General features: G+C 69.4%; 23 protein-coding genes. 12 read left to right on the forward strand and 11 right to left on the reverse strand.

Going from position 1 to position 23870, the window contains the following annotated elements:
- Nucleotides 1-30 precede the first annotated feature (30 nt).
- The 5 genes from ACO057_RS07610 to ACO057_RS07630 are packed head-to-tail and all read right to left on the reverse strand — an operon-like array spanning nucleotide 31 to nucleotide 5100.
- Nucleotides 31-900, reverse strand: a complete 870-nt coding sequence (locus ACO057_RS07610; RefSeq protein WP_421990240.1) for an MBL fold metallo-hydrolase — start codon at nucleotides 898-900, stop codon at nucleotides 31-33.
- A complete protein-coding gene (locus tag ACO057_RS07615; protein ID WP_421990242.1) occupies nucleotides 897-1805 on the reverse strand; it encodes a DMT family transporter in 909 nt (302 codons plus the stop codon). Before ACO057_RS07615 ends, ACO057_RS07610 begins: the two co-directional genes overlap by 4 nt.
- Complete coding sequence (locus ACO057_RS07620; protein ID WP_421990244.1) at nucleotides 1789-2727, reverse strand: DMT family transporter; 939 nt, start codon at nucleotides 2725-2727, stop codon at nucleotides 1789-1791. Before ACO057_RS07620 ends, ACO057_RS07615 begins: the two co-directional genes overlap by 17 nt.
- On the reverse strand, nucleotides 2720-3547 hold the full coding sequence (locus ACO057_RS07625) for an FAS1-like dehydratase domain-containing protein (RefSeq protein ID WP_421990246.1): 828 nt from the start codon (nucleotides 3545-3547) through the stop codon (nucleotides 2720-2722). Before ACO057_RS07625 ends, ACO057_RS07620 begins: the two co-directional genes overlap by 8 nt.
- Nucleotides 3544-5100 (reverse strand): hypothetical protein, encoded by a 1557-nt coding sequence (locus tag ACO057_RS07630; protein ID WP_421990248.1) that lies wholly within the window; start codon nucleotides 5098-5100, stop codon nucleotides 3544-3546. Before ACO057_RS07630 ends, ACO057_RS07625 begins: the two co-directional genes overlap by 4 nt.
- 145 nt (nucleotides 5101-5245) lie before the next feature.
- On the opposite strand from ACO057_RS07630, the gene ACO057_RS07635 reads away from it, so the two are divergent.
- From ACO057_RS07635 to ACO057_RS07645, 3 genes are read left to right on the forward strand one after another with little or no spacing between them, the layout of a single operon-like run.
- Entirely contained in the window at nucleotides 5246-5989 is a 744-nt protein-coding gene (locus ACO057_RS07635; protein ID WP_421990250.1) for a class I SAM-dependent methyltransferase, read from the forward strand.
- Nucleotides 5986-6960 carry a glycosyltransferase family 2 protein gene (locus ACO057_RS07640; RefSeq protein WP_421990252.1) on the forward strand — a complete coding sequence of 325 codons (975 nt, stop codon included), beginning with the start codon at nucleotides 5986-5988 and terminating at the stop codon, nucleotides 6958-6960. Before ACO057_RS07635 ends, ACO057_RS07640 begins: the two co-directional genes overlap by 4 nt.
- Complete coding sequence (locus tag ACO057_RS07645) at nucleotides 6960-7298, forward strand: DMT family transporter (RefSeq protein ID WP_421990254.1); 339 nt, start codon at nucleotides 6960-6962, stop codon at nucleotides 7296-7298. The genes ACO057_RS07640 and ACO057_RS07645 overlap by 1 nt, the downstream gene beginning before the upstream one ends.
- 31 nt (nucleotides 7299-7329) lie before the next feature.
- Here the strand turns inward: ACO057_RS07645 and ACO057_RS07650 are convergent, their stop codons facing one another.
- The 4 genes from ACO057_RS07650 to ACO057_RS07665 all read right to left on the reverse strand — a co-directional run bounded on the left by ACO057_RS07650 (nucleotide 7330) and on the right by ACO057_RS07665 (nucleotide 11066).
- Nucleotides 7330-8127 (reverse strand): creatininase family protein, encoded by a 798-nt coding sequence (locus ACO057_RS07650; RefSeq protein ID WP_421990256.1) that lies wholly within the window; start codon nucleotides 8125-8127, stop codon nucleotides 7330-7332.
- A gap of 65 nt (nucleotides 8128-8192) precedes the next feature.
- On the reverse strand, nucleotides 8193-9191 hold the full coding sequence (locus tag ACO057_RS07655; protein WP_421990258.1) for a Bug family tripartite tricarboxylate transporter substrate binding protein: 999 nt from the start codon (nucleotides 9189-9191) through the stop codon (nucleotides 8193-8195).
- 144 nt (nucleotides 9192-9335) lie between these two features.
- The gene (locus tag ACO057_RS07660; protein ID WP_421990260.1) at nucleotides 9336-10334 is read right to left on the reverse strand and encodes a Bug family tripartite tricarboxylate transporter substrate binding protein; all 999 of its coding nucleotides are present in this window, start codon (nucleotides 10332-10334) and stop codon (nucleotides 9336-9338) included.
- A gap of 105 nt (nucleotides 10335-10439) precedes the next feature.
- Entirely contained in the window at nucleotides 10440-11066 is a 627-nt protein-coding gene (locus ACO057_RS07665; RefSeq protein WP_421990262.1) for a DUF6134 family protein, read from the reverse strand.
- A 106-nt stretch (nucleotides 11067-11172) separates the two neighbouring features.
- On the opposite strand from ACO057_RS07665, the gene ACO057_RS07670 reads away from it, so the two are divergent.
- The 9 genes from ACO057_RS07670 (at nucleotide 11173) to urtE (ending at nucleotide 20763) form a co-directional block, all read left to right on the forward strand.
- On the forward strand, nucleotides 11173-11706 hold the full coding sequence (locus ACO057_RS07670; protein ID WP_421990264.1) for a SixA phosphatase family protein: 534 nt from the start codon (nucleotides 11173-11175) through the stop codon (nucleotides 11704-11706).
- Between the two features lie 152 nt (nucleotides 11707-11858).
- Entirely contained in the window at nucleotides 11859-13079 is a 1221-nt protein-coding gene (locus ACO057_RS07675) for a CHAD domain-containing protein (protein WP_421990266.1), read from the forward strand.
- Nucleotides 13080-13133: 54 nt separating this feature from the next.
- Entirely contained in the window at nucleotides 13134-13697 is a 564-nt protein-coding gene (locus ACO057_RS07680; protein ID WP_421990268.1) for a thermonuclease family protein, read from the forward strand.
- A 136-nt stretch (nucleotides 13698-13833) separates the two neighbouring features.
- Entirely contained in the window at nucleotides 13834-15132 is a 1299-nt protein-coding gene (locus ACO057_RS07685; protein ID WP_421990270.1) for a citrate synthase, read from the forward strand.
- Between the two features lie 266 nt (nucleotides 15133-15398).
- The gene (gene urtA / locus ACO057_RS07690) at nucleotides 15399-16613 is read left to right on the forward strand and encodes an urea ABC transporter substrate-binding protein (RefSeq protein ID WP_421990614.1); all 1215 of its coding nucleotides are present in this window, start codon (nucleotides 15399-15401) and stop codon (nucleotides 16611-16613) included.
- 115 nt (nucleotides 16614-16728) lie between these two features.
- Complete coding sequence (gene urtB, locus ACO057_RS07695; protein WP_421990272.1) at nucleotides 16729-18258, forward strand: urea ABC transporter permease subunit UrtB; 1530 nt, start codon at nucleotides 16729-16731, stop codon at nucleotides 18256-18258.
- Nucleotides 18255-19313, forward strand: a complete 1059-nt coding sequence (urtC, locus tag ACO057_RS07700) for an urea ABC transporter permease subunit UrtC (protein WP_421990274.1) — start codon at nucleotides 18255-18257, stop codon at nucleotides 19311-19313. The genes urtB and urtC overlap by 4 nt, the downstream gene beginning before the upstream one ends.
- Nucleotides 19310-20065 (forward strand): urea ABC transporter ATP-binding protein UrtD, encoded by a 756-nt coding sequence (urtD, locus tag ACO057_RS07705; RefSeq protein WP_421990276.1) that lies wholly within the window; start codon nucleotides 19310-19312, stop codon nucleotides 20063-20065. Before urtC ends, urtD begins: the two co-directional genes overlap by 4 nt.
- Nucleotides 20066-20070: 5 nt before the next feature.
- Complete coding sequence (gene urtE / locus ACO057_RS07710) at nucleotides 20071-20763, forward strand: urea ABC transporter ATP-binding subunit UrtE (protein WP_421990278.1); 693 nt, start codon at nucleotides 20071-20073, stop codon at nucleotides 20761-20763.
- A gap of 19 nt (nucleotides 20764-20782) precedes the next feature.
- Here the strand turns inward: urtE and ACO057_RS07715 are convergent, their stop codons facing one another.
- Complete coding sequence (locus ACO057_RS07715) at nucleotides 20783-22024, reverse strand: patatin-like phospholipase family protein (protein WP_421990280.1); 1242 nt, start codon at nucleotides 22022-22024, stop codon at nucleotides 20783-20785.
- Between the two features lie 84 nt (nucleotides 22025-22108).
- Complete coding sequence (locus ACO057_RS07720; protein ID WP_421990282.1) at nucleotides 22109-23833, reverse strand: DcaP family trimeric outer membrane transporter; 1725 nt, start codon at nucleotides 23831-23833, stop codon at nucleotides 22109-22111.
- Between the last annotated feature and the right edge of the window lie 37 nt (nucleotides 23834-23870).

The following is a 23870-nucleotide window of genomic DNA, read 5'->3' on the forward strand; positions in this document are numbered from 1 at the left end:
GTCCGGCCAGGACTTCCCAGCCGCAGGCCGTCAGGTCAACCGCCAGGCGTCGCCCTCGCGCGCCGCGGCGCCATCTTCCTCGAGCATGAACAGCTGCGCCAGCATGCTCCGTCCCGCCGCCGCGATGAGACGCGGGTCGAGCGGGCCATAGACCGGGCCGACCAGGGCTTCGACCGTGGCCGGTCCGTGCTCGCGCAGGGCCGTGACGATGCGGGTCTCCCGCTTCAGCCGATGCGCCGCCAGCCCGTCGAGGAAGGGCATGGGATCAGGTAGGCTCGGGCCATGGCCGGGGAGGTAGAGCTCGTCGATGCCCTCGCGCGCGCGCAGCTTGCCGATGCTGTTCATATAGGCGCGCATATTGCCGTCGGGCGGGCTGACGACGCTGGTGGACCAGGCCATCACATGGTCGGCGCTGAAGAGAATGCCGCTGCCATCCAGCGCGAAGCAGAGATGGTTGCCGCAATGGCCGGGGGTGAAGATCGCGGTGACGGCACGCCCGCCGATCTCGGCGGTCTCGCCATCGGCCAGGCGGATCTCGGGGATGAAGCTGTGGTCGCCGCCCTCGCCGGGCGTGACATGCGGGCCGTGGCCGTAGGTCGTGGCGCCGGTGATCTTCTTGAGAGGCTGCACGCCGGGCGAGTGGTCGCGATGGGTGTGCGACACGACGATCTGCGTGATCGTCTCGCCGCTGGTGGCCGCGAGGATCGCGGCGAGATGCGCCTCGTCCACCGGGCCGGGATCAAGTACCGCGACGTTGCTGCCGGTGCCGATCAGATAGGTGTTGGTGCCGCGGAAGGTGAAGGCGCTGGGGTTGTTGCAGAGGAGGCGGCGCACGCCCGGCGCGATGGTCTCGACCTCGCCGGACAGCAGCGCGTCGTCGCGCCGGAAGGGGATGTTCAAGAACGGACTCCTGATTTCTTTTGGGCGGCGCGGATCATTTCCCGCCGCAGGATGTAGAGGGCGGCGAGAACGATCAAGCCCGCGCCCAGGAAGGTCGCGAGGCCCGGTCGCTCGCCGAAGAAGATCCAGCCGAGCACCACCGCCCAGAGGATGCCCGTATAGGAATAGGCGCCGAGCGAGGAGACCTGCGCCGAGGCATAGGCTTCCGTCAGCATCACCTGCGCCACGCCGCCGAAGGCGCCGATGCCGAGCAGGAGCAGGAAGACCTGCCAATCCGGCGTGACCCAGACGAAGGGCAGCGCCAGCCCGGTGATGAAGGTGGTCAGCAGCGACTGCCAGATGACGATGGTGGTGGAGCGCTCGGTGCCCGAGAGGGTGCGCACCAGCAGCGTGCTCGCGGCGGAGAAGAGGCCATGGATGGTGGCCATCGCCATGCCGAAGGCGATCCAGGGATCGATCTGCCCCCCGAAGGCGCCCTGCCCCATCGCGATCACCAGCACGCCGACGAAGCCCAGGCCGACCGCGCTGAAGCGGTGGATGCCCACCTTCTCGCCGAGGAAGGGGATGGCCAGGAGGGTCGCGAAGATCGGCGTCGAATAGGTGAGCGCCGTCTGCTCGGCGAAGGGCAGCACCGTCAGCGAGAAGAAGGAGCAGGCCATCGCCGTCGCGCCCGTGCAGGCACGGAGGACATGCGCCGGCAAGCGCTTGGTCGCGAGCTGCGGATTGCCCATGCGCAGGACGATCGCGAGCACGACCGGCATCGCGAAGAGACTGCGGAAGAACATGATCTCGACGAAGGGGATGCGGTCGCCGATCTCCTTAATCAGCGCCCCCATGATGGTGAAAAGCGCGGTCGCGGCGAGCATGAGCAGCGCACCGCGCCGCGCGTCATGCCGCAGCGCCACGTTTTGCCCTTTCCTCGGCACGGCGCACGCGCTCGCGATGGACATTGTAGATGCCCGCGCAGATGACGATCGCCGCACCGCCCAGCGTGGACCAGGCGGGGATCTCGCCGAAGATGAAGAAGCCCAGCGCGAAGCCCCAGAGCAGCGGCGTGTATTCGAGCGGCGCGAGGGTGGCCACGCTCGCCAGCGCATAGCCGCGCGAGAAGAGCATATGGGCGATGGCGTTGGAGGCCCCGAAGAAGCAGAGCAGCAGGAACATGTTGAAGGACGGGAAGAGGTCGGGCTGCCCCGTGGCCGGCCAGAAGGCCGAGATGGGCAGGGCCGCGAGGCCGAAGGGGACGTGCATCAGCATCAGCCAGAAGGCGATGGTGGTGGGCGTATCGGTCGCGGCGAGCACGCGCGTCCAGATCCGGCTCACCGCCATGCCGCAGACGGCGAGGAGCAGCAGCCCGGTCTCCCAGCGCCAGAGATCGCCGCCCGGCTGGAGCATGACGAGAACGCCCAGGAAGCCGACCCCGCAGGAGCTCCAGCGGCGCCAGCCCACGCGTTCGCCCAGCATGGGGATGGCGAGCAGCGTCATCAGCAGCGGCGCCACGGCCGCGATGGCGTAGGAATCCGCAAGTCCGTAGCCCGACATCCAGATGATGTACCAGGGGATCGCGGTGCAGCAGTGGAGCGCCGATCGCGCCAGGATGAGCTTCGTGTTGCGCGGCATCAGCCCGCGCCCGCGCGACAGGATCGCGACGGAAAGGCCGCCCGCGAGGCCGCGCCACAGCAGCGCGCCGGCGACGCCCACGGTCGGCAGGGCGTATTTCACGGCGACATCCGCCAGGGTGATGATGACGAAACCGGTCAATGCGATGGCGAGGCCGCGCACCGCGGCCTCGCCGCTCGTCGAGCGTCCTAGGGGTGGCTCAGCCAAGGAGGGCCTCGGCCTGCATGCAGATGGCGTCCGTGCCGTCGCGGGTCTCGGCCAGGGCCTTGTCCCCCTCGATGCGGGCCAGGACGGACAGGGGATTGCCGGCGAAGGCCGGACGGCGGCCGCGGAAGGCGAAGCGGATCAGGCGAAGGCCGGGCGCGGCATCCAGCATGGTCTGCGCGAGCAGGGTCGCCTGGAGCGGGCCATGGACGACAAGGCCGGGATAGCCCTCCTCCGCCGTCGCATAGGGCCGGTCGTAATGGATGCGGTGGCCGTTGCCGGTCAGCGCCGAATAACGGAACAGCATGACCGGATCGGGCAGGAGATCGCGGCGCGCATCGGCGGCGAAGTCCGCCGCGGCCTCGCCAGGGCGCACGGCCGCGCCATCACCGCCGCGATAGACGATGTCCTGCTCCTCATGGAGTACCGGGCCGGCGGGGCCGCTGACCTCATGCTTGACCGTCACGAAGACGAGCCGGCCCGAGCCGCCGGACTTCTCGGACACCGCCGTGATGGTCGAGCGGCGGCGCACGAGATCATCGGCGCGCAGCGCGTTGGAGGTGAATTCCAGCCGCCCGCCGGCCCACATGCGGCGCGGCAGGTCGTCCACGGGCGGCAGGAAGCCGCCGCGCCGGGGATGGCCGTCGGTGCCGATGCCCTCGGGCCGGCGCCAGTCCTGAAAGAGCATCCAATGCCAGAGCGGCGGGATCTCCTCCTTGGGCACATCGAGGCCGAGGGTGGCGGCCAGACCCGCGACAAGGCGGGGATCCAGCCGGTCCTCCTGCGTCTCGGTGCGGCCGACGAAGTCCTGGTAGTTGCTCATGGGTCCTCACGGCGGAAGATGCGATAGCCGGCGAAATCCGCCGTCTGGCGATAGCGGCGAAGGGCGGCGGCGAAGCCGGGGTCGCGGCCGTAATAGTCGAGGTAGTCGAAGTCGCGGCCGCAAAAGGGAATGGCCGTGTGGCGGGCGATCATCAGCGCCTCCGGCGGATTGCGGGCCATGCCCTGGGTCACGGCATCCCAGATGAGACGCTCGCCCGGGCCCATTTCGGCGGGTTCGCGGTAGCGCGCGCCATTGGGCAGGCATTGCTGGTTGGCGGCCTGGACCAGCCAGTTGTTCAGCGTCGGCAGGGTCGAGAGCGCGTGGGCGTAGTCCAGCGCGGGGAAGACCGGGTGGATGTCGGGCGAGAGGACCAGCACGCGCCCACCCTCGGCTTGGCGGCGTATCTCGGCGGAGATGGCGCCGGGCCAGGAGCGGGCGAAGCCGACCACGCGCCAGGTCTCGGAATTGAGCGCGCCCTGCAAGGCAAGGAAGCCCGCGGCGAGCGCGGCGAAGGCGGGCGCCACGCGGGTGGGCGCGGGAAGATTCGCATCCAGCCAGCGCCCCGCGAGCTGCGCGGCGAGCAGCCCGCCCAGCAGCTTGAAGGGCATGACGTGGTAGGACCAGCCGCGCATCTGCACGAGCGCGGCGACCATCGCGCCGAGCCCCGCCAGGGCCAGCGGCGGCGCAAGGCCGCGCGGACGGAGCAGCGCCAGTCCGGCGGCGGGCAGGAAGACCAGCAGCGCCGGCGCCATCCGCTCGTTCAGCAACACGCTGCCGAGGCTGGCGCCGCTGTGATAGAATTCGACGGCCAACGGAAAGGCGAAGGCTTCGTAATCCGGGAAGGCGAAGTGGATCAGCGCCAGATAGGCGACCCAGAGCGCCGCCATCGCCCAGGGCACCGGATCGCGGAGGCCGCGCAGCCCGGCGCGCCACAGCACGTAGAGCTCCACCAAGGCGGGCACCGCCAGGAAATGCGGCTTCAGCGCGAAGAAGGTCGCCGCCAGCAGCGCGACGGCGATCGAGAGCGCCCGCGAGGTCGGCACGCCCTCGGCCCGGCGCGCGGAAAGCACGAGATAGGGCAGCGCGGCGGCCAGCATGAGGTGCTCGCGCTGGCCGAAATCATAACCGGCCGTCAGCAGGATCAGCGGCAGGCCGATCAGGACCGCGGCGGCTTCGGCCGGTCCCTTGGGAAGCCCGCGCCACAGCCACAGCGCGAGGGCCGCGTTGAGCGCGCAAAATGCGATGACAGAGAAAATCACGGCCTGGAGCGGCTCGATCCCGATCGGCGCCAGGAGCGCCACGGCTCCGCGCGTCAGGATGAAGATCAGCGGCGGATTCATGTCGATGAGGTCGCGATAGAGGACCTCCCCCTGCCGCCAGCGCAGTGCGAAGTCGAGCACCGCCGCCACGTCGTGGTTCATCGGCGGCGACAGCACGATCGCGAGGAAGACGAGCCCCGGCATCGCGGCGAGGGCCCAGAGGACCCGCGGGGCAAGAATCCCCGCGAGCGGTGCGACCGGCGCCGGGGCCGGGCTGTGTTCGGGCGGGATCATCGCTCAATTCGCGTCGGTGGACAGGCCGTTCGTGCCGTCCTCCCCCCCTCCATGCAAGGCCTTTGCGGCGCTTTCCGGGCGATCTGCCCCGCTTCCGACGCAAGGATGACTTGCAGCCGCCGCGCCGGGAGTCGAGAACGGCACCGTGGACAATGCCGAATATGCCCTGATGGACGCGGTCGAGGACCGGATGTGGTGGTATCGCGCCATGCACGGCCATGCCCTGGAGGCGCTCGCCGCCCTGCCCGCCGGGGCGCGCGTGCTGGATGCCGGCTGCGGCACGGGCGGTTTTCTCGCCCGCTTGCGCGCGGCGCGGCCCCAGGCCGAGCTCTACGGGCTGGAATACGAACCCCGCGCGGCGGCGCGCGCCGCCGCCAAGGCCAGGGTCCGCGTGGCCGGCGGGACGGTCAACGCCCTGCCCTTCGCCGATGGCGCCTTCGATGCGGTGACCAGCCTCGACGTGATCTGTCATGCGGGCGTCGAGCCCGACCAGGCCCTGGCCGAGTTCCGCCGTGTGCTGCGTCCCGGCGGGCTGCTGGTGCTGAACCTGCCCGGCCATGAGTGGCTGAAATCGGCGCATGACCTGCGCGTGCACAACGCCCGGCGATTCGAGCGGGCCGGCGCGGCCTCCCTGCTGCGGGCCGCCGGTTTCGCCCCCCGCGACCAGCGCCATTGGAACAGCCTGCTGCTGCCGCTGATGGTCGTGCAGCGAAAGATCCTGGCGCGCGACGACGAGGCCGCCTCGGACGTCACGCCCTATCCGCCCTGGCTGGACGCCAGCCTCTTCACCATATGCCGGCTGGAGGCTGCGCTGCTGCGCGCGGGCCTTCGCTTCCCCGCCGGCGGATCCCTCCTCGCCACCGCCATCCGTTCCGAAAGCCGCCCATGACCCTCGAAGACCATCCCGTCGGCACCCCTGCGATTGGTCTGTCCATCGTGGTGCCCGTCTATCGCGGCGCGGCCACGGTTGGCCGACTCGTCGAGGCGCTCTCCGTGCTGCGCCCGGCCGGCGGCATCGAGATCATCCTGGTGAATGACGGCAGCCCCGACGACAGCGGCGACGTCTGCCGCCGCCTGGCCGAGACGGCCACGGTGCCCCTCACCTATATCGAGCACGCGCGCAATTTCGGCGAGCACAATGCGGTGATGACCGGGCTGCGCCACGCCCGCGGCGCCTATGTCATCAACATGGACGACGACCTGCAGAACCCGCCCGAGGAGGTGATCCGCCTCTACGATCATGCGCGGCTCGGCGGCTGGGACGTGGTCTATACGCGCTACGCCAAGAAGGAGCATGAGGGCTGGCGCAACCTGGGCAGCCGCTTCGCCAATTGGGTGGCCGACCAGCTCATGGACAAGCCCAAGGGGCTCTACCTCTCCTCCTTCCGCTGCATGAGCGCGCTCGTGGTGCAGCAGGTCACGCGGTATTCCGGCCCCTATCCCTATATCGACGGCCTCATCATGCAGGTGACGCAGCGCATCGCCTCCATCGAGGTCGCGCATTATGCGCGCGAGGAGGGCCAGTCGAACTACACGATGCGCCGGCTGATCCGGCTGTGGCTGAACCTCGCCACCAACTTCTCGGTGCTGCCGTTGCGCCTGGCGATCTTCGCCGGGGCGGGCATGGGCGCGCTGGGCTTCCTGCTGGCGATCTTCGTCGTCGTGGAAGCGTTCTTCCGCGAAACGCCCTCGGGTTGGGCCTCCAGCATGACGCTGATGCTGCTGATCGCGGGCGTGCAGTTCCTCATCCTCGGCGTGATGGGCGAATATGTGGGCCGCGCCTTCCTCTCCGCGAACGGCAAGCCGCAGGGCGTCGTGCGCGAGGTCATTCATCCCCGCGAGACGGCGGTGCAGGAATGATGATGCACTGGGTCGCGCTCTCTGCCGCCATCTGCTCCTCGCTGGTGGGGCAGATCTTCCTCAAGACGGGCGCGGAATCGCTGAACGGCGCGGGCTTCATCGAGCAGATGCTGCGCTGGCAGACCATCCTGGGGCTCGGCTTCTACGGGGCGGGCGCGATGCTCTACATCGCCGCGCTGCGCAAGATACCGATGAGCGTGGCGCTCCCCTGCACCGCGGGGAGCTACGTGCTCATCGCGGCCATCGGCTGGTGGTTCTTCGGCGAGGCGATGGGGCCGCAGAAGATCGCGGCGGTCAGCGTGATCGCGCTCGGCGTGATCCTGCTGGCCAGCGCCTGAGGGCCCGCGCGCGGTTCGCGCGCGCGGGCCCTCAGCGGGACGTCCAGAGCGCGGGATTGGCGAGCAGTTCCGCGCATTTCGTCGTGATGGCCTCGAGGAGCTTCGCGCCCTTCTCCTCGCTCGCCACGCGCGCATCGCCGACGACGCCGCTCTTCGTGAACTCGCGGAAGGAGCGCCGCATGAGCAGCCCCGGCGGCTGGCCCGGCACCCGCGAGGAGCTTGGCCCATGCGCCTTGGACAGCTGCTCCGGCCGCACGCTTTCGGGCGAGAGATGCATCATCATCGAGGTCTCGGCCTCGCAGGCGTGCATCAGCGTGGGCTGGCGCTCCAACAGCGGCTCGATCACCTCCGGCACCATGTGCCAATAGGTCGCGCCGCCGACGCGGATGCCGAACTCCACGGCCAGATCGGTCGCCGCCGTGCCGATGGCCTCGGCATTGCCGCCATGGCCGTTCATCAGGAAGACGCGCTTGAAGCCGTGGCGCGAGACCGAGCCGACCACGCCGCGCAGCACCGCCTGGAAGGTCGCGTGGTCCAGCGTCACCGTGCCGCCAAAGGCCATGTGATGCTCGGCGAGGCCCGCCCAGCAGACCGGCGTCACGATCACGCGATGCCCGGCGGCGACCATGCGCCGCGCCGTCTCCAGCGCGACGTTGCCGCCGAGCACCATGTCCACGCCGGTCGCCAGATGCGGGCCGTGCTGCTCCATCGAGGCGACCGGCACGATGACCAGGGCATCCGCCGCGGCCTCGGCCTGGATCTCGGCGGCGGTAAGCTTCATCCATTCGAGGCTGCGCGCGGTTTCCGCCGCCTTGGGCTTCTTGGCCATTCGATCTTGTCCTTTCGCTGCAAAATCCCGGCCGGGCCGCAAATGCGGCCCGGTTGGGGAAGTCGTTATCCCGCCGTCGCGCCCGAGCCCTCGACGAGCTGCCGCCAGATGGGGATCTGCGCCTGCCAGAAGGCGCCGAAGGCCTCGGGCGTCTCGTCGGCCATGGGCAGGACCGTCAGATCCAGCAGGCGGCGCTTCAGCTCCTCCTGGGCGATGACGTCGCGCAGGGCGGCGTGCATCGCCGCGATGGCCGGCGCGGGCGTGCCGCGAGCCGCGACGAAGCCCCACCAGTTGAGCGCGTCGATGCCCTTGCCCGGAAGCACATCGTCCATGCCGGGGATATGCGCGAGCTCGGGCACATAGTCGATGCGCTTGGCGGAGCCGACGGCCAAGGCGCGGAAGCGGCCCTCGCGCACATGCGGCAGCAGCGCGGGGATCACGTCGAACATCATATCGATATTGCCCGCGACCAGGTCCTGGATGGCAGGGCCGCCGCCGCGATAGGGCACATGCGTCATATCCGTGCCCGTCTCGCGCTTCACCTTCTCGAAGAAGAGATGCGCGCTGGTCCCCGTTCCGCTGCTGCCCATGGTGACGCGGCCGGGATTGGCCTTCGCGAAGTCGATCTGCTCCTGGAAGGTGCGCCAGGGGCGCTGCGAATTCACCACCCAGAGCAAGGTCCCCAGGCAGACGCGCGAAACCGGCACGAAGTCGCGCACGGGGTCGAAGGGCATGCGGCTGCCATAGAGCGCGGGATTGGCCGTCAGCACATTGGCCGCGGTGAAGAGCCAGGTGAGGCCGTCCTTCTCCGATTGCAGCACGGCCTGGGCGCCGATATTCCCGCCGGCGCCGGGTCGGTTCTCGATGATGACGGGCTGGCCGAGGATGGGGGAGATCCGCTCGCCGATCATGCGGGCGATCATGTCCGTCGCGCCGCCGGGGGTGATGGGCACCATGATCCGGACGGGACGACTGGGCTTCCAGCCCTGGGCATAGGCGGGGGCCGCCAGAAGCGGCGCGGTCAGGCTGCCGAGCAGAATCCCGCGGCGCGGCATAACGATCATGGACGAAGTTCCTCCGGGTTCAGGATTGGTTCCTGATCGCGCGAGGTTCGCATGAAACGATGCGCCCGACAGCCCTTATAAGGAACACTGCTTCGTCGCGCGCGGGGGCCGGCTTCCCCAGCGGAACCGGCCCCCGCGCGCAGGCTATTCGGCCGTGGCGCCCGACACCGATACCAGCTCTTCCCAGACCGGCATCTGCCCGCGCCAGAACGCGCCGAAGGCCTCCGGCGTCTCGTCGATCATCGGGAAGACGGTCAAAGCGAGCAGGCGCTGCTTCACCTCCTCCTGCGCCATGACGCGCTGGAGGGCGGCGAACATGCCATCGATCGCGGGGCGCGGCGTGCCGGTCGCACAGACGATCGACCACCAGTTCAGCGCATCCACGCCCTTGCCCGGCAGCAGCTCGTCCATGCCGGGGACGTTTGCGAGCTCCGGCACGTAGTCGATGCGCTTGGCGGAGCCGACGGCCAGGGCGCGGAAGCGGCCCTCGCGCACATGCGGCAGCAGCGCCGGGATCACATCGAACATCATGTCGATGTTGCCCGCGAAGAGATCCTGGATGGCCGGGCCGCCGCCGCGATAGGGCACATGGGTCATGTCCGCGCCGGTCTCGCGCTTCACCTTCTCGAAGTAGAGATGGCTGATGGCGCCGGTGCCGCTGCTGCCCATGGTGACGTGGCCCGGATTGGCCTTCGCAAAGTCGATCTGCTCCTGGAAGGTGCGCCAGGGGCGCTGCGCGTTCACGACCCAGAGCAGCGTGCCCAGGCCCACCCGCGTGACCGGGGTGAAGTCGCGCAGCGGCTGGAACGGCATGCGGCTGCCGTAGAGATAGGGATTGGCCGTCAGCACATTGGCCGAGGTGAAGAGCCAGGTAAGCCCGTCCTTCTCGGACTGCAGCACCGACTGCGCGCCGATATTGCCGCCGGCGCCGGGCCGGTTCTCGATGATGACGGGCTGGCCGATCACGGCCGAAAGGCGCTCGCCGATCATGCGGGCGATGATGTCATTGGCGCCGCCGGGCGCGATGGGCACGACCAGGCGCACGGGGCGCGCGGGCTGCCAGCCCTGGGCATAGGCGGGGGCGGCGAGGACCGGGGCGGCAAGACCGGCCAGGAGGAGGCTTCGGCGGGGAGTCAACGGCATCGGGCAAGCTCCTGTAGGTGCGGGCTCTACGGCGGGGAGCCGCGATATGGCACGCCATCGGCCCGCCGGGCACCCGCGCACGCGCGTGGGTGCCCTTCCAAACCGTCAGGCGCGCTCGTAGATCACCGTGCTGCCGTCGTCGCCGACCACCTGATAGGCGGTCCAGCGGCCGTCCGTGGCGAATTCCAGCACGGCCTCCACCTCGCCCGAGAGGCGCCAGCGCGTGCCCCCGGCGGGGACCGCCTCGCGCGCCCAGCGCAGGTCCATGAGCTGGCCCGTGCTGGTGCCGAAGATCGAGATCGCGCCGCCGAAGCGCTGGGGCTCCCACCAGGAGAGCGGTGCCGCATCGGGCGCCAGCATCCTTTCGCCCTCGCTGCCGTGGACGGCGACGCCGCGCGGGGTCGCCTCGGCCCGGACCTCGACGATGCGGCCGTTGCGGTTCAGCCGGGAGGAGACGGAGACGAAGCGGCCGGCGCGCGTCACCTCCGTGTAGCGGTGCTCGAAGCGGTAGACGACGATGCCCATCACGCGCGGCGTCACCACCACCTCGGACAGCGCCACCAGTTCCTCGCCCCGGCGCGAGAAGGTGACGTCGTGGCTGCCGATCGGGGTGCCGTTGCGCATGACGCGCCATCGGTAGTCCCGTGGCGGCTCGGCGGATTGGGCCAGGGCGGGCGTCGCCGCCAGCAGGGGAAGGAGACGTCGGGGGAGCGCGGGAAGCAGGGTCCTCATGACACCCTAGATCGGCCCGTCCGGCCGTCCCCGCAACCTGTCGAATCACGCGAGCCCTCCCCGGGACGGGACAGAAGCCGCGAGGCATGGCATATGGAGTCCAGCCATGCGCCAGCTCCTGCTGCTACGTCACGCCAAGTCGTCCTGGGACGATGCGAGCCTCTCCGACCATTCCCGGCCGCTCAATGCGCGGGGCGGCATGGCCGCCGCCGTCATGGCCGCGCAGATGCGCGAATTCGGCCTCGTGCCGGATGTCGTCTTCGTTTCCTCCTCGCGCCGCACGCTCCAGACGCTGGAGGCGCTGCAGCCCTTCGAGAGCGGGCCGATGATCGAGGTGATGGACGACCTCTACCTCGCGCCCTGGCCTCGCCTGCTGGAGACGCTGCGCCTCGCGCCCGAGACGGCGCGCTCCGTCCTGCTGATCGGCCATAATCCGGGCCTGCACGAGCTGGGCCTGGCCCTGATGGGCCCGACGGGGGTCGCGATAGGCGGGCCGCATGCGCGCCGCCTCGCCGAAGGCTACCCGACCGGCGCGCTCGCCGAATTCACCATCGCCGGATCCTGGGGCCAGCTCGCGGAAGGCGGAGGGCGCCTGGTGCGCTTCCTCGCCCCGCGCGACCTGCCGGAGGTGGCAGCCTGATCCTCGAGCTCGCCCTGGGCGGCCCGGTCCGCTGCCCGAGTCACCCGCTGCTGGCCGCGCCGCCGGCCTGGCAGGCGGAAACCATCACCTGGCTCCGCGCCGAGGGCGAGGATGCGCCGCTCCTGCAGCGCCGCCGCCGCGGCTGGGAGATCGTGCATCCGCTCGTCGCCCGGGAAGGCATCTGCTGGCCCGGCACCTGGCCCGCCTGCGAACCGACCGAGCCCGACGCCGCCGCCCTGCCCGTCGCGCGCTTCGTCGGCCGGCGCACGGTGCTGGCCGAGGGCGTGACCTGGCTCGAGGGCCGCATCGAGGCCGCCGGCGCGCGCCGTCGCATCGGCCGGCTGATGCTGGAGGGGGATGCGCCCGAGATGCTCCGCCTCGCCGCCACCCTGGCCCGCTCCCTGCCGCTGCTGCCGGCCGGCGCCTCGCTCGCCGAGGAGGCCCTGGCCATGGCCGAGGATCGCGAGCCCCGCCCTCGCCGCTCCGGCCCGCCCAGCCTGGCCGGCGCCGAGGCCGTGGAACCCGCCTTCCTCGCCGCCCTGGCCCATCTGCAGGACGTGCTGCTGGCCGAGACGCCGCAATGTCGGCTGGAGAAGGGACCGCGCGGGGTGCACCAGTCGCGCGTCGCGATCCGGCGGCTGCGCTCCATCCTCAAGCTGTTCCGCCCCGTGGTGGACGGTCCCGACTGGCGCGTCTGGGACGCCCAGCTGGGCGATCTCGCCCGGGCGCTCGGCTCGGCGCGCGACTGGGACGTCTTCCTCGACGGAATCGGGCCTGGGACCCTGGCGGCGCTGGACGGCGACATCCGGCTGAAGCGGCTCCTGCGCACCGCGATGCGCGAGCGCGAGGCGGCCTATGTCGCGCTCGGCCGATTGCTGGCCGGGGAAGGCTTCCGGGGCACGATCTGGCTGGGGCTTCAGCTCGCCCTCATCCGCCCCTCCAACGTGCCCGATCAGCCCTTGGCCCCCTTCGCGGCCGGACTGCTCCGCAAGCGCTGGCGCCGGCTGAAGCGCGCGGGGGCCGCCATGACGGGCCTGGATGCCGATGCGCTGCACGACATGCGGCTCGACGCCAAGCGGCTGCGCTATGCGGCCGAACCCTTCTCGGCGCTGTGGCCGGGCCGCGCTTCGCGACGCTTCACGCGGCGGCTGGCGGATCTGCAGGAGGCACTGGGCCTTGCCAATGACGCGACGGTGGCCCGGCAGCTGGCCGCGCGGCTGGCCGGCCGGGGCGCGGGCGGATTTGCGATCGGCACGGTGACGGGCTTCGCCGCGGGCCGCGCCGAGGGCAGCCGCATCGCCTCCATCGCCGCGTGGAAGGCCCTGAAGAAATCCGGCCCCTTCTGGAAGCTCGATGCAGCGCGCGAAGCGTAACATCCGGAAATAACCTGGGTTGCCAGCCCCCTCGCGGGTGGGTTAACCAGGGTCATGCGCCGCCGACGTCTCTTTCAATCCGCCCGAACGCCGCACCGCCTGGGGCGCGCCTTCGTGGTGACGTGCACGGCCCTGCTCGGGGGCGGCCTGGTGATCCTTGCCCTGCCGACGGAGCTCATGGGCTCCGCCCCGCGCAACCAGGACTGGTCCTCCCCGGCCGCGCAGGTCCGCATCGTGGACGGCGACACCCTCCGCCTGGGCGACCGCACGCTGCGGCTTTTCGGCGTCGAGGCGCCGGAGCGCGGCCAGTTCTGCACCAACGAACAGGGTGCCCTGTATGACTGCGGCACGGCCGCCGCGGCGGAGCTCGCGCGCCTAGTCGGCGATCGCGGCATCGACTGCCGCGTCCATGGCCGCGATCGCTTCGGCCGCGCGCTGGGCGTCTGCCGGGCCGGCGGCGTGGAGCTGAACACCGCTCTGGTCACCTCGGGCTGGGCCCTGGCCGATGGCGGCTCCGTGCCGGCCCTGGTCCCGGTCGAAGCCGCGGCCCGCGCGGCGCAGCTCGGCCTGTGGACGGGCGGCTTCGAGCCCCCCGCGCATTGGCGTCGTGGATACTGACGGGCCGATGGCCGTTGGTTCGCGTCGCGGAAGCTTGCCCCGATAGACAAGCGCGTCATTGCGCCTATCCTGCAATGCAGCATAGGTCCGGGCTCCATTCCGCCCGGGGAAAACCAATTGAGGGAAGGCTGCTAGCATGAGCAAGAACGGCTCCATCACCATCACGGTCGAGGGCAGCAACAACAGCGCCTCGATGCCGCTGCTCGGCGGCACGCTCGGTCCGCTGGTCGCTGACATCCGCAAGCTTTATTCGAGCCTCGGAATCTTCACCTACGACCCCGGCTACGGCGAGACCGCGAGCTGCGAGAGCAAGATCACCTACATCGATGGCGACGAGGGCGTGCTGCTCTATCGCGGCTATCCCATCGAGCAGCTGGCCGAGAAGAGCGACTTCATCGAGGTCTGCTACCTGCTCATGAACGGCGAACTGCCGAACGCCGAGCAGCTGGAGAAGTACCGCAAGGACGTCACGCACCACACCATGGTGCATGAGCAGCTGCGCCGCTTCTATGACGGCTTCCGCCGCGACGCCCACCCGATGGCGATCATGTGCGGCGTGGTCGGCGCGATGGCCGCCTTCTACCACGACAACCTCGACATCAATGACGAGCGCCAGCGCGAGGTCGCGGCCTTCCGCCTCATCGCCAAGGTGCCGACGATCGCGGCGATGGCCTATAAGTACGCGCTGGGCCAGCCCTTCGTGTATCCGCGCAACGACCTCAGCTACGCGGCGAACTTCCTCTACATGCTGAACTCGGTCCCGGCCGAGCCCTACGAGATCTCGCCCGTGCTCGCGCGCGCCATGGATCTCATCCTGATCCTGCACGCCGATCACGAGCAGAACGCCTCGACCTCCACGGTCCGCCTCGCGGGCTCGACGGGCGCCAATCCCTTCGCCTGTATCGCCGCCGGCATCGCGGCGCTCTGGGGCCCCGCGCATGGCGGCGCCAACGAGGCGGTGCTGAAGATGCTCGCCGAGATCGGCACCAAGGATAAGATCCCGGCCTTCATCGAGCAGGTGAAGGACAAGAACAGCGGCGTGAAGCTCATGGGCTTCGGGCACCGGGTCTATAAGAACTTCGACCCGCGCGCGAAGATCATGAAGGAGACCTGCCACGAGGTTCTCGCCGAGCTCGGCATCAAGGACTCGCCGCTGCTCGACATGGCGATGGAGATGGAGCGCATCGCGCTGACGGACGAGTATTTCATCTCACGCAAGCTCTATCCGAACGTCGATTTCTATTCGGGCATCATCCTCAAGGCGATGGGCATCCCGACGTCGATGTTCACGGTCATCTTCGCCGTCGCCCGCACGGTCGGTTGGGTGAGCCAGTGGAAGGAAATGATCGAGGATCCGAGCCAGCGCATCGGCCGTCCCCGCCAGATCTACACGGGTGCGGGCGTGCGCGACTACGCGGGTCTCGACAAGCGCTGAACTTCGCCTGATCCCAAGGGATTAGTTCCCTGACATGAAGCCCGGCCTCCTCGCGGAAGCCGGGCTTTTTGTTTTTGGGTCCGGACATGTTGCGAGCCGTGATCGCAGTTTGGGCATCTTGCCGCAATAACGTGCGGACAAATTCCGAATTGCGTCAAACGACGCCCGATTCTCTCGACTCGTTCATGCGGGGCAGCATCCGGCCTCGCTAGCCTCCCCCCGTTGCACTCCCGGAAAATGCCCCCATGCTCAAGAACCTGCCCCCCCTGTCCCGCCGAGCTCTGCTCGCGGCCCCAGTCGTCGGCGCCCTGGCCTCTCCCGCCATCGGCCAGACCGCGCCCATCAAGGTGGGCGTGCTGCATTCGCTCTCCGGCACCATGGCCATCAGCGAGACCGCGCTGCGCGACACCGTGCTGATGATGGTCCAGTGGCAGAACGCGCGCGGCGGCCTGCTGGGACGTCAGCTCGAGGCCGTGGTGGTGGACCCCGCCTCCAACTGGCCGCTCTTCGCCGAGAAGGCGCGCGAGCTGCTCGCCGTCTCCAAGGTGGACGTGACCTATGGTTGCTGGACCTCGGTGTCCCGCAAATCCGTCCTGCCGGTCTTCGAGGAGCTGAATGGCCTGCTGTTCTATCCCGTCCAGTATGAGGGCGAGGAGCAGAGCCGGAACATCTTCTACACGGGCGCGGCGCCCAACCAGCAGGCGATCCCCGCGGTCGAATATCTGCTCGGCCCGGATGGCGGCAGCGCCAGGCGCATCGCGCTGCTCGGCACGGATTATGTGTATCCGCGCACGACCAACCGCATCCTGCGCGGCTATCTCAACTCCAAGGGCATCGCCGATGCCGACATCATGGAGGAGTACACGCCCTTCGGTCACAGCGACTGGCAGGGCATCGTCAGCCGCGTGAAGGCATTCGCCGCGCAGGGCAAGAAGACGGCGATCGTCTCGACCATCAACGGCGACGCGAACGTTCCCTTCTACCGCGAGCTCGGCAATCAGGGCATCAAGGCCGAGGATATTCCGTCCGTCGCCTTCTCGGTCGGCGAGGAGGAGCTGGCCGGCATCGATGCCCGTCCGCTGGTCGGCCATCTGGCGGCCTGGAACTACTTCATGTCCGTGCCCGGCCCGGCCAATGCGGAGTTCCTGGCCACCTGGCGCGCCTTCATCAACAACCCCCGCCGCGTCACCAATGACCCGATGGAGGCCACCGTCACGGGCTTCAAGATGTGGGCCCAGGCCGTGACCGCCGCCGGCACGCCCGCCGTCGATGCGGTGCGCGACAAGATGTACGGCCAGAAGGTGATGGCTGCCTCCGGTTACGAGGAGGAGATGCACACCAACCATCACCTCTCCAAGCCGGTGATGATCGGCGAGATCCAGGCCGATGGTCAGTTCAACATCGTCTACAAGACGCCGACCGCGATCCCGGCCGAGAACTGGTCGCCCTTCATCCCCGAGAACGCCAATCGGAGGCGCTGATTGCCATCCAATGCCGGGCGCGCACGCCGCGCGCCTGGCCGTCTTGCGATCGGATGCTTCGAAGGGATGTACTGAGTTGGCGTTGCCATTCTCATGGATGAGGATTCGTCGCGGAGTGGGATTTTTCCTGCTCGGCCTGTTCCTCCTGCTGGGGCCTGCCCGCGCCCAGGATTTCGACAGCCTGATCCCGCGCCTCGGCGGCAGCTTCGGCGAGCAGGCCGAGGCCGTGGAGCAGCTGGGCTCGCTCGGCGATGCGCGCGCCCTTCCCCTCATCCAGGCCCTGTCCGATGCGCGGCTGCTGAAGTTGGCCGATGGCAGCATGGCCGTGCAGCAGGGCACGGCGAGCCTGCCCGAGGGCGCCAGCCTCGTTCGCATCAACAACCGCGTGCGCGTGGCGTTGCGCGGCGCGCTGGGCCGGCTCCAGCTCGCCTCGCCCGTCCTGGCCCAGCGCTTGAGCGCCGCCGAGGCCATCCTGCGCAACCGCAGCGCCGAGGATATTCCCGCGCTGGAGACCGCGCTGGCCCGCGAGTCCAACCCACAGGTGCGCGAGCGGCTGGAACTCGCCCTGGGCGGTGCGCGTCTCGCCTCCTCCGACCCGACCGCCAAGCGAGCGGGCATCGCGACGCTCGGCGGCTCCTCTTCGCCCGAGGCGCGCAACCTGCTGCTGGCCTCCCGTGCCGCCAATGGCGGGCTCGCCGCCGAGATCGACACGGCCATCGCCGCGATCGATCGCAAGCTCCAGCTCCGCCAGGCGGCCGAGACCTTCTTCCAGGGCATCTCGCTCGGCTCGGTGCTGCTGCTGGCCGCCCTCGGCCTGGCCGTGACCTTCGGCGTCATGGGCGTGATCAACATGGCCCATGGCGAGTTCGTGATGATCGGCGCCTATGCGACCGTCGTCGTGCAGGAGTTCTGCCGCAACATCCCTGCCCTGCAGCCCTGGTCGCTGCCGCTGGCCATCCCCGTCGCCTTCCTCGTGACCGCGGCCATCGGCGCGGCGATGGAGCGCGGGCTGATCCGCCACCTCTACGGCCGCCCGCTGGAGACGCTGCTGCTCACCTTCGGCGTGGGCATGGTGCTGCAGCAGGTGGTGCGCCTGGTCTTCGGCGCGCAGAATCGCGAGGTCATCAGCCCGCCTTGGATGATGGGCACGCTGACCCTGCCGGGCGGCATCTCCATCACGCAGAACCGCGCCTGGATCGTGCTCTTTTCCATCGCGGTGCTGCTGGCGACGCTGGCCGCCATCCGCCTCACGCGCTTCGGGCTTGAGATGCGCGCCGTGGTGCAGAACCGGCGCATCGCGGCGACCATGGGCATCCGGACCGGGCGCGTGGATGCGATGACCTTCGCCTTCGGTTCGGGGATCGCCGGCCTCGCGGGGGTGGCGCTGAGCCAGATCGACAACGTCTCGCCCAACCTGGGCACGGGCTACATCATCGACAGCTTCATGGTCGTGGTCTTCGGTGGCGTGGGCTCGCTGATGGGCACGCTGATCGGGGCCTTCACGCTCGGCCTCGTGAACAAGCTGCTGGAGCCCTATGCGGGGGTGGTGCTGGCCAAGGTGCTGCTTCTGGTGGGCATCATGCTCTTCATCCAGCGACGCCCCAAGGGCCTCTTCGCGCTGAAGGGGCGCGCGGCCGACCAATGATCCCTCGTCGCCTCGTCCTGCTGATCGCGGTCGCGATCCTCGCCGTCCTGCCGCTGCTGAACCTGCTGCCGGCCTCCAACCCGCTTTACGTGTCGGACTTCCTGGTCAGCATCATCGGCAAGTGGATCTGCTACGCGATCCTCGCCCTCGCGCTCGACCTCGCCTGGGGTTACGCGGGCATCCTCTCGCTCGGCCATGGCGCCTTCTTCGCGCTGGGCGGCTATGCCATCGGCATGCATCTGATGCGGCTGATCGGGCCGCGCGGCGTCTATGGCCATCCGGTCCTGCCCGACTTCATGGTTTTCCTCGGCTACCAGCAATTGCCCTGGTTCTGGCTGGGCTTCGACTGGTTCGCCTTCGCCTTCGCGATGGCGCTCGTCGCACCCGGGCTGCTGGCGCTGGTGGTGGGCTATCTCGCCTTTCGCAGCCGCATCACGGGCGTCTATCTCTCGATCATCACCCAGGCGCTGACCTATGCGCTGATGCTCGCCTTCTTCCGCAACGACATGGGCTTCGGCGGCAATAACGGCTTCACCGACTTCAAGGAGCTGCTGGGCATGCCGCTCAACAGCAGCTCCACGCGCGCCATGCTCTTCTATGCCGCGCTGGTCTCGCTGGTGGCGGTCTTTCTGATCTGCTCGGCGCTGACGCGAACCAAATACGGCCGCGTGCTGACCGCGATCCGCGATGCCGAGAGCCGCGTGCGCTTCCTCGGCTACAACGTGACGCAGCACAAGCTCTTCGTCTTCGTGCTCTCGGCCATGATCGCGGGTCTGGCGGGCGCGCTCTACGTGCCGTTGGTCGGCATCATCAATCCCGGCGAGTTCAGCCCCGGCAATTCCATCGAGGCGGTGGTCTGGGTGGCCTTTGGCGGGCGCGGCACGCTGGTGGGCGCGGTGCTCGGCGCCTTCTCCGTCAACGCGCTGAAGACCTGGCTGACCTCCGTCGCGCCGGATCTCTGGCTGATTGCGCTGGGCTGCCTCTTCGTCGCCGTGCCGCTGCTGCTGCCCAAGGGGCTCGTCGGGCTGATCCGGCGACGGAAGGTGAAGTCATGAACGCGGTCCAGGCATCCCCGACACAGGGTCTCTATCTGGATGGCGTGACGGTCGTCTTCGACGGCTTCCGGGCGCTGAACAACCTCTCGCTCATCGTCGAGCCGGGCGAGCTGCGCGCGGTGATCGGCCCGAACGGCGCGGGCAAGACGACGATGATGGACTGCATCACCGGCAAGACGCGCCCCGGCTCGGGCATCGTGCGCTTCGGCGACCGGGACCTCACCCGCATGGACGAGGCCTCCATCGCTCATCTCGGCGTCGGTCGGAAATTCCAAAAGCCGACGGTCTTCGACGCGCTGACCGTCTTCGAGAATCTGGAGCTCGCGCTCAAGGCGCCGCGCGATCCGATCGCCTGCCTCCGCTGGGTGTTGCGTGGCGAGGCCCGAATGCGCATCGAGAAGACCATGCAGGAGATCGGCCTGACCGTCCGTGCGCATGACCTCGCGGGCCTGCTCAGCCATGGCCAGAAGCAGTGGCTGGAGATCGGCATGCTGCTCATGCAGGACCCGCAGCTGCTGCTGGTGGACGAGCCGGTCGCCGGCATGACCGATCATGAAACCGAGCAGACCGCCGCCCTGCTGACCGGCATCGCGGGCCAGCGCAGCGTGGTCGTGGTCGAGCACGACCTGGAATTCGTGAAGGCACTGAACAGCCGGGTGACGGTGCTGCACGAGGGCAGCGTGCTCTCGGAGGGCTCGATCACCCATGTCCAGAACGACCCGAGGGTCGTCGAAGTCTATCTAGGACGTTAGGCCCCATGCTCGTCGCCACCGACATCGACCTCTCCTACGGCGCCAGCCGCTGCCTGCGCGGCGTCTCGCTCTCCGTCGGACCTGGCCAGATCGCCGCCGTGCTGGGCCGCAACGGCGTGGGCAAATCCTCGCTGCTGCGCTCCATCATGGGGCTGGAGAAGATCCAGGGTGGCAGCGTGACATGGGAGGGTCGCGAGATCCGCGACCTCGGCCCCGCCGAACGCGCCCGCACGGGCATCGGCTATGTGCCGCAGGGCCGCGAGATCTTTCCCTTCCTCACGGTGCAAGAGAACCTCGAGACGGCCTTGGCCGCCGCGCCTCGCGGCAGTTCCGTGCCTTCGGAGGTCTTCGACCTCTTCCCCATCCTGCGCCAGTTCCTCCGGCGGCGCGGCGGCGACCTCTCGGGCGGGCAGCAGCAGCAGCTGGCCATCGGCCGGGCGCTGACGGCGCGGCCGCGACTGCTCATCCTCGACGAGCCGACCGAGGGCATCCAGCCCAATGTCATCAAGGACATCGCCAGGGTGATCCGTCACCTGGCGAAGGACCGGAACTTCGCCGTCGTCCTGGTCGAGCAGTACTTCGAATTCGCGCGCGACCTCGCCGACACCATCACCGTGATGGTCCGCGGCGAAGTGGCTCTCGCCGGCCCGACGAAGGAGCTCGACGAGGAAGAGGTACGCAAGCTCTTGACCGTATAAGGACCCGCGCCGGTCTTCGCTAACGGGCGGGCGGCACCACCGTCGTGGAAACGCCCGGCGGCACCGTGTGCCAGGGCTGATGCGCCTGCGCATAGCCATAGTCGAAGAGCGCCTGCATGAAGGGCGGATCGAAGGGCTCGCGCCGCTCGGCCCGGAAATCCGAGCCGATGAAGGCCAACCGGAAATCCACTCCGTCGCGCAGCGTCGTGAGATAGATGCGGTTGATGTCGCTGATGCCGCTGAAATGCAGCAGTGTCGCCGCCGAGCGCCGGGCGATGCTGAACAACCCGCGCGGCGTCACGCCCCCATCGACATCCACCCGGCCATTGCGGATCACATAGGCGGTGCGCTCGCGCCGGCTCCCCCGCTCGCTGAGATTCACCGAGGGCGGATAGAGGAAGACCTGCATGGCGGCGCCGCCATCCACATGCATCTCCTCATAGCTCCGCCCCCCGTACTCGACCGGCACAAGCACCGGCGGGAAGGCGCCGGGAATGGAGGAGGAGGCGAGGAGGATGCTGCGGAACAGCGTCAGTGCATCCGGATGGCCGCTCGCCGCGATAGCGCCGATGTTCCACACGACGGGCCGCTGAAGGTCGAGATTGACCGTGCCCACCAGCAGCAGCCGGCCGCGCCGGTATTCGCGGGCGATGGCGTCGAGCATGGCCTGGTCGGTGTAGCGGCCGATGAGGCGCGCCAGGGGAGAGGTATCGGCCAGGGCCTCGCCGAAGAGCAGCGGAATGACGGCGAAGACCTGGCGCGGCAGCAGCAGGATGTCGCGAGGCACGACCTGGGTAAAGACCTCGCGCAGCTGCGCGTCGTAGTCCGGCCCCAGGAAGGCAAAGGGCGCGATCAGCGCCCCGGCCGAGATGCCGGTGACGACGGTGAAGGAGGGACGATTGCCCGCCGCCGTCCAGCCATTGATCAGCCCCGCGCCGAAGGCGCCGTTATCCGCACCGCCCGAGATGGCGAGGAAGGTGGTCGGCGGGCGGGCGGCGCCGGGCGGCAGGGTGGCCGCCTCGCGCGCCACCATGGCGCGCCCCTCGCGCAGAATGGGGTCCGGGCTTCCGTCGATCCAGAAGCGGGCATTGGGGATGCCGAGGACGGAAAGGCCCTCCGTGGCCTCCGGTGGCGGCGCCGGCATGCGCGTGATGCTGGCGCAGCCGGCCAGCAGCATGACCATCAGCAGGGCCAGGAAAGGCCCCGTGGCCCGGAGGCCCCGTTGCCTCTTCACCCTCGCGGGCAGCATCTCACTTCTCATGTCCGGGATGCTGCCACGGCCAAGGCCGCGCACCTATGCCGTTTCGCGGTGACGCGAGGTCGCAGATCCCGATCGCTCGCCAACTCAGAAACGGGCCACGGCGCCGAAGAGGAGACGGTTGGCGATGCCGTGGCCGACCTTTCCGGTTCCTGCCGCTTCCGCGCCGCCGAAGATGTCGCGCCGCGTGAAATGGTACTCGACCCCCAGATCCAGCCAGCCGCTTCCGAAGACGCCGTTGCGCACCTCCGCGAAGGGACTCCAGATCAGGTTGGCGACGCCCTGATGCACATTCCGGTTCAGCGCCAGAGCGGAATTCGAGCCCGGCGCGAAGCCCAGCGCATATCCCGGGAAATCCTGCCGGGCGTAGGAATAGGCGAAGTTGCTCCGCAGCTGCGCCATCCAGAAGCGTCGGTAGGCCAGCGTCGCGCCCCAGGCCGTCGTCGCATCCAGGCTGACGCGGCCCTGGACATTCGACATGCCGATATTCGACAGCGCGTCCTGATTGTTCGTGCTGCCGGCGAAGTAGCGGCCGATGCCTTCGCCATAATAGGCCATGCCCACCAGCTCATCCGTCCCGAGCCAGTCGGAGATCAGCCGCATCGGCAGACGCGCATGGGTCGCGAGACCCCAGCCGGTCGCGGAGGTCGTGCCCGTGGGCGCGCCCGCCGCCGTCCCCTCCGGGCGGACCTGCAATTGGCGCAGCAGGGCGCGCGCGCCAAGCTCGATCCCGTTCTCGCGATAGGTCAGCCGGGCGAGGAAATCGGGCATCGCGTTGAAGGCCGGGCTGGCCCCGCCGTCGAGCGTGCTCGCCGGATTGAAGGCGCCGCCCGCCGCCGTGTACTGCGTGTCGGGTGCCTCGATCGAGAACTGCCCGGTCAGACCCTTGGCCAGCCGGCCCGTGACGCGGATCTGCGCCTGGCGGATGAAGGATTGATTGAGGTTCGTCGAGTCGATGATCGTCTCGTAGAGGCCCTCGTTCCAGAGGCTGTTGGCCTGGCCGGCAAGGACCGCGAAGCGCTCCGTGCCGAGCTCGGCAAAGGCCTGGCGAAGGCGGAAGGTCGCGTTCGCGGAAGTGCCGCCGCCGAAGTCGCCCTCGATGCGGGTCTCCAGCGTGCCCCAGCTGGTCAGCGTCCGCGTGTCGATGCCGAAGCGGCTGAAGCGGGCCGAGGCCGTGAACTCGCCTCCCTGCTTCTCGCCTGGGCTTCCACGCAGCGGGATGCCGCCGGGCAGCGGCGCATCGGTCTGATTGCGACCGTTGAAATCCTGATGGCCGGTGACCTTGGCGAAACCGTAGAGCCGCAGCTGGGTATCGGTTCCGGGAACGCGGAAGGCCACGCCCGGCAAATCGGAACGCAGCGCGTCCTCGAAGGAGTTGCCCATGGGCTCAGGCGGCTCGAGGCCGGCGACGGTGCGCTCGGCCGGCGTTCCGCTGGCCGCCGCCAGCGCTGCCGAGGCCTGGGTCAGGCTGCGCGAGGCGGCCTGCGCCTCATTGGCGGCCAGCCGGGCTTCCCGCGCCGCCGTCTGCGCGGCCTCGACCGCGGGTTCGGCCGGCCTACGGGCGGAACGGCTGGGAGTGGGCGCCGCGGCCACGGCCGCAGGCCGGGCGGCCGGCGGCGCGCTGCGTGCCTCCAGCTGTTCCAGCCGGCGCTGCATGGCGTCCAGCTGGCGTCGCAACTCGGCGATCGTGGCGGCGTCGCTGCCTTGCGCGAAGGCGGCCGGCGTCATGCCGGCCAGGCCCAGGGCGGCGGCGAAGGACAAGGTGAGGCGCTTGCGGCCCCCTTTCTTGCCTTCGCGCGCCGGAAGCCGCATCGCGCCGGACTCCCTCTGGGGCAGGATGCGGCCGATG

The organism is Roseococcus sp., from assembly GCF_965227005.1.
GTDB lineage: Bacteria > Pseudomonadota > Alphaproteobacteria > Acetobacterales > Acetobacteraceae > Roseococcus.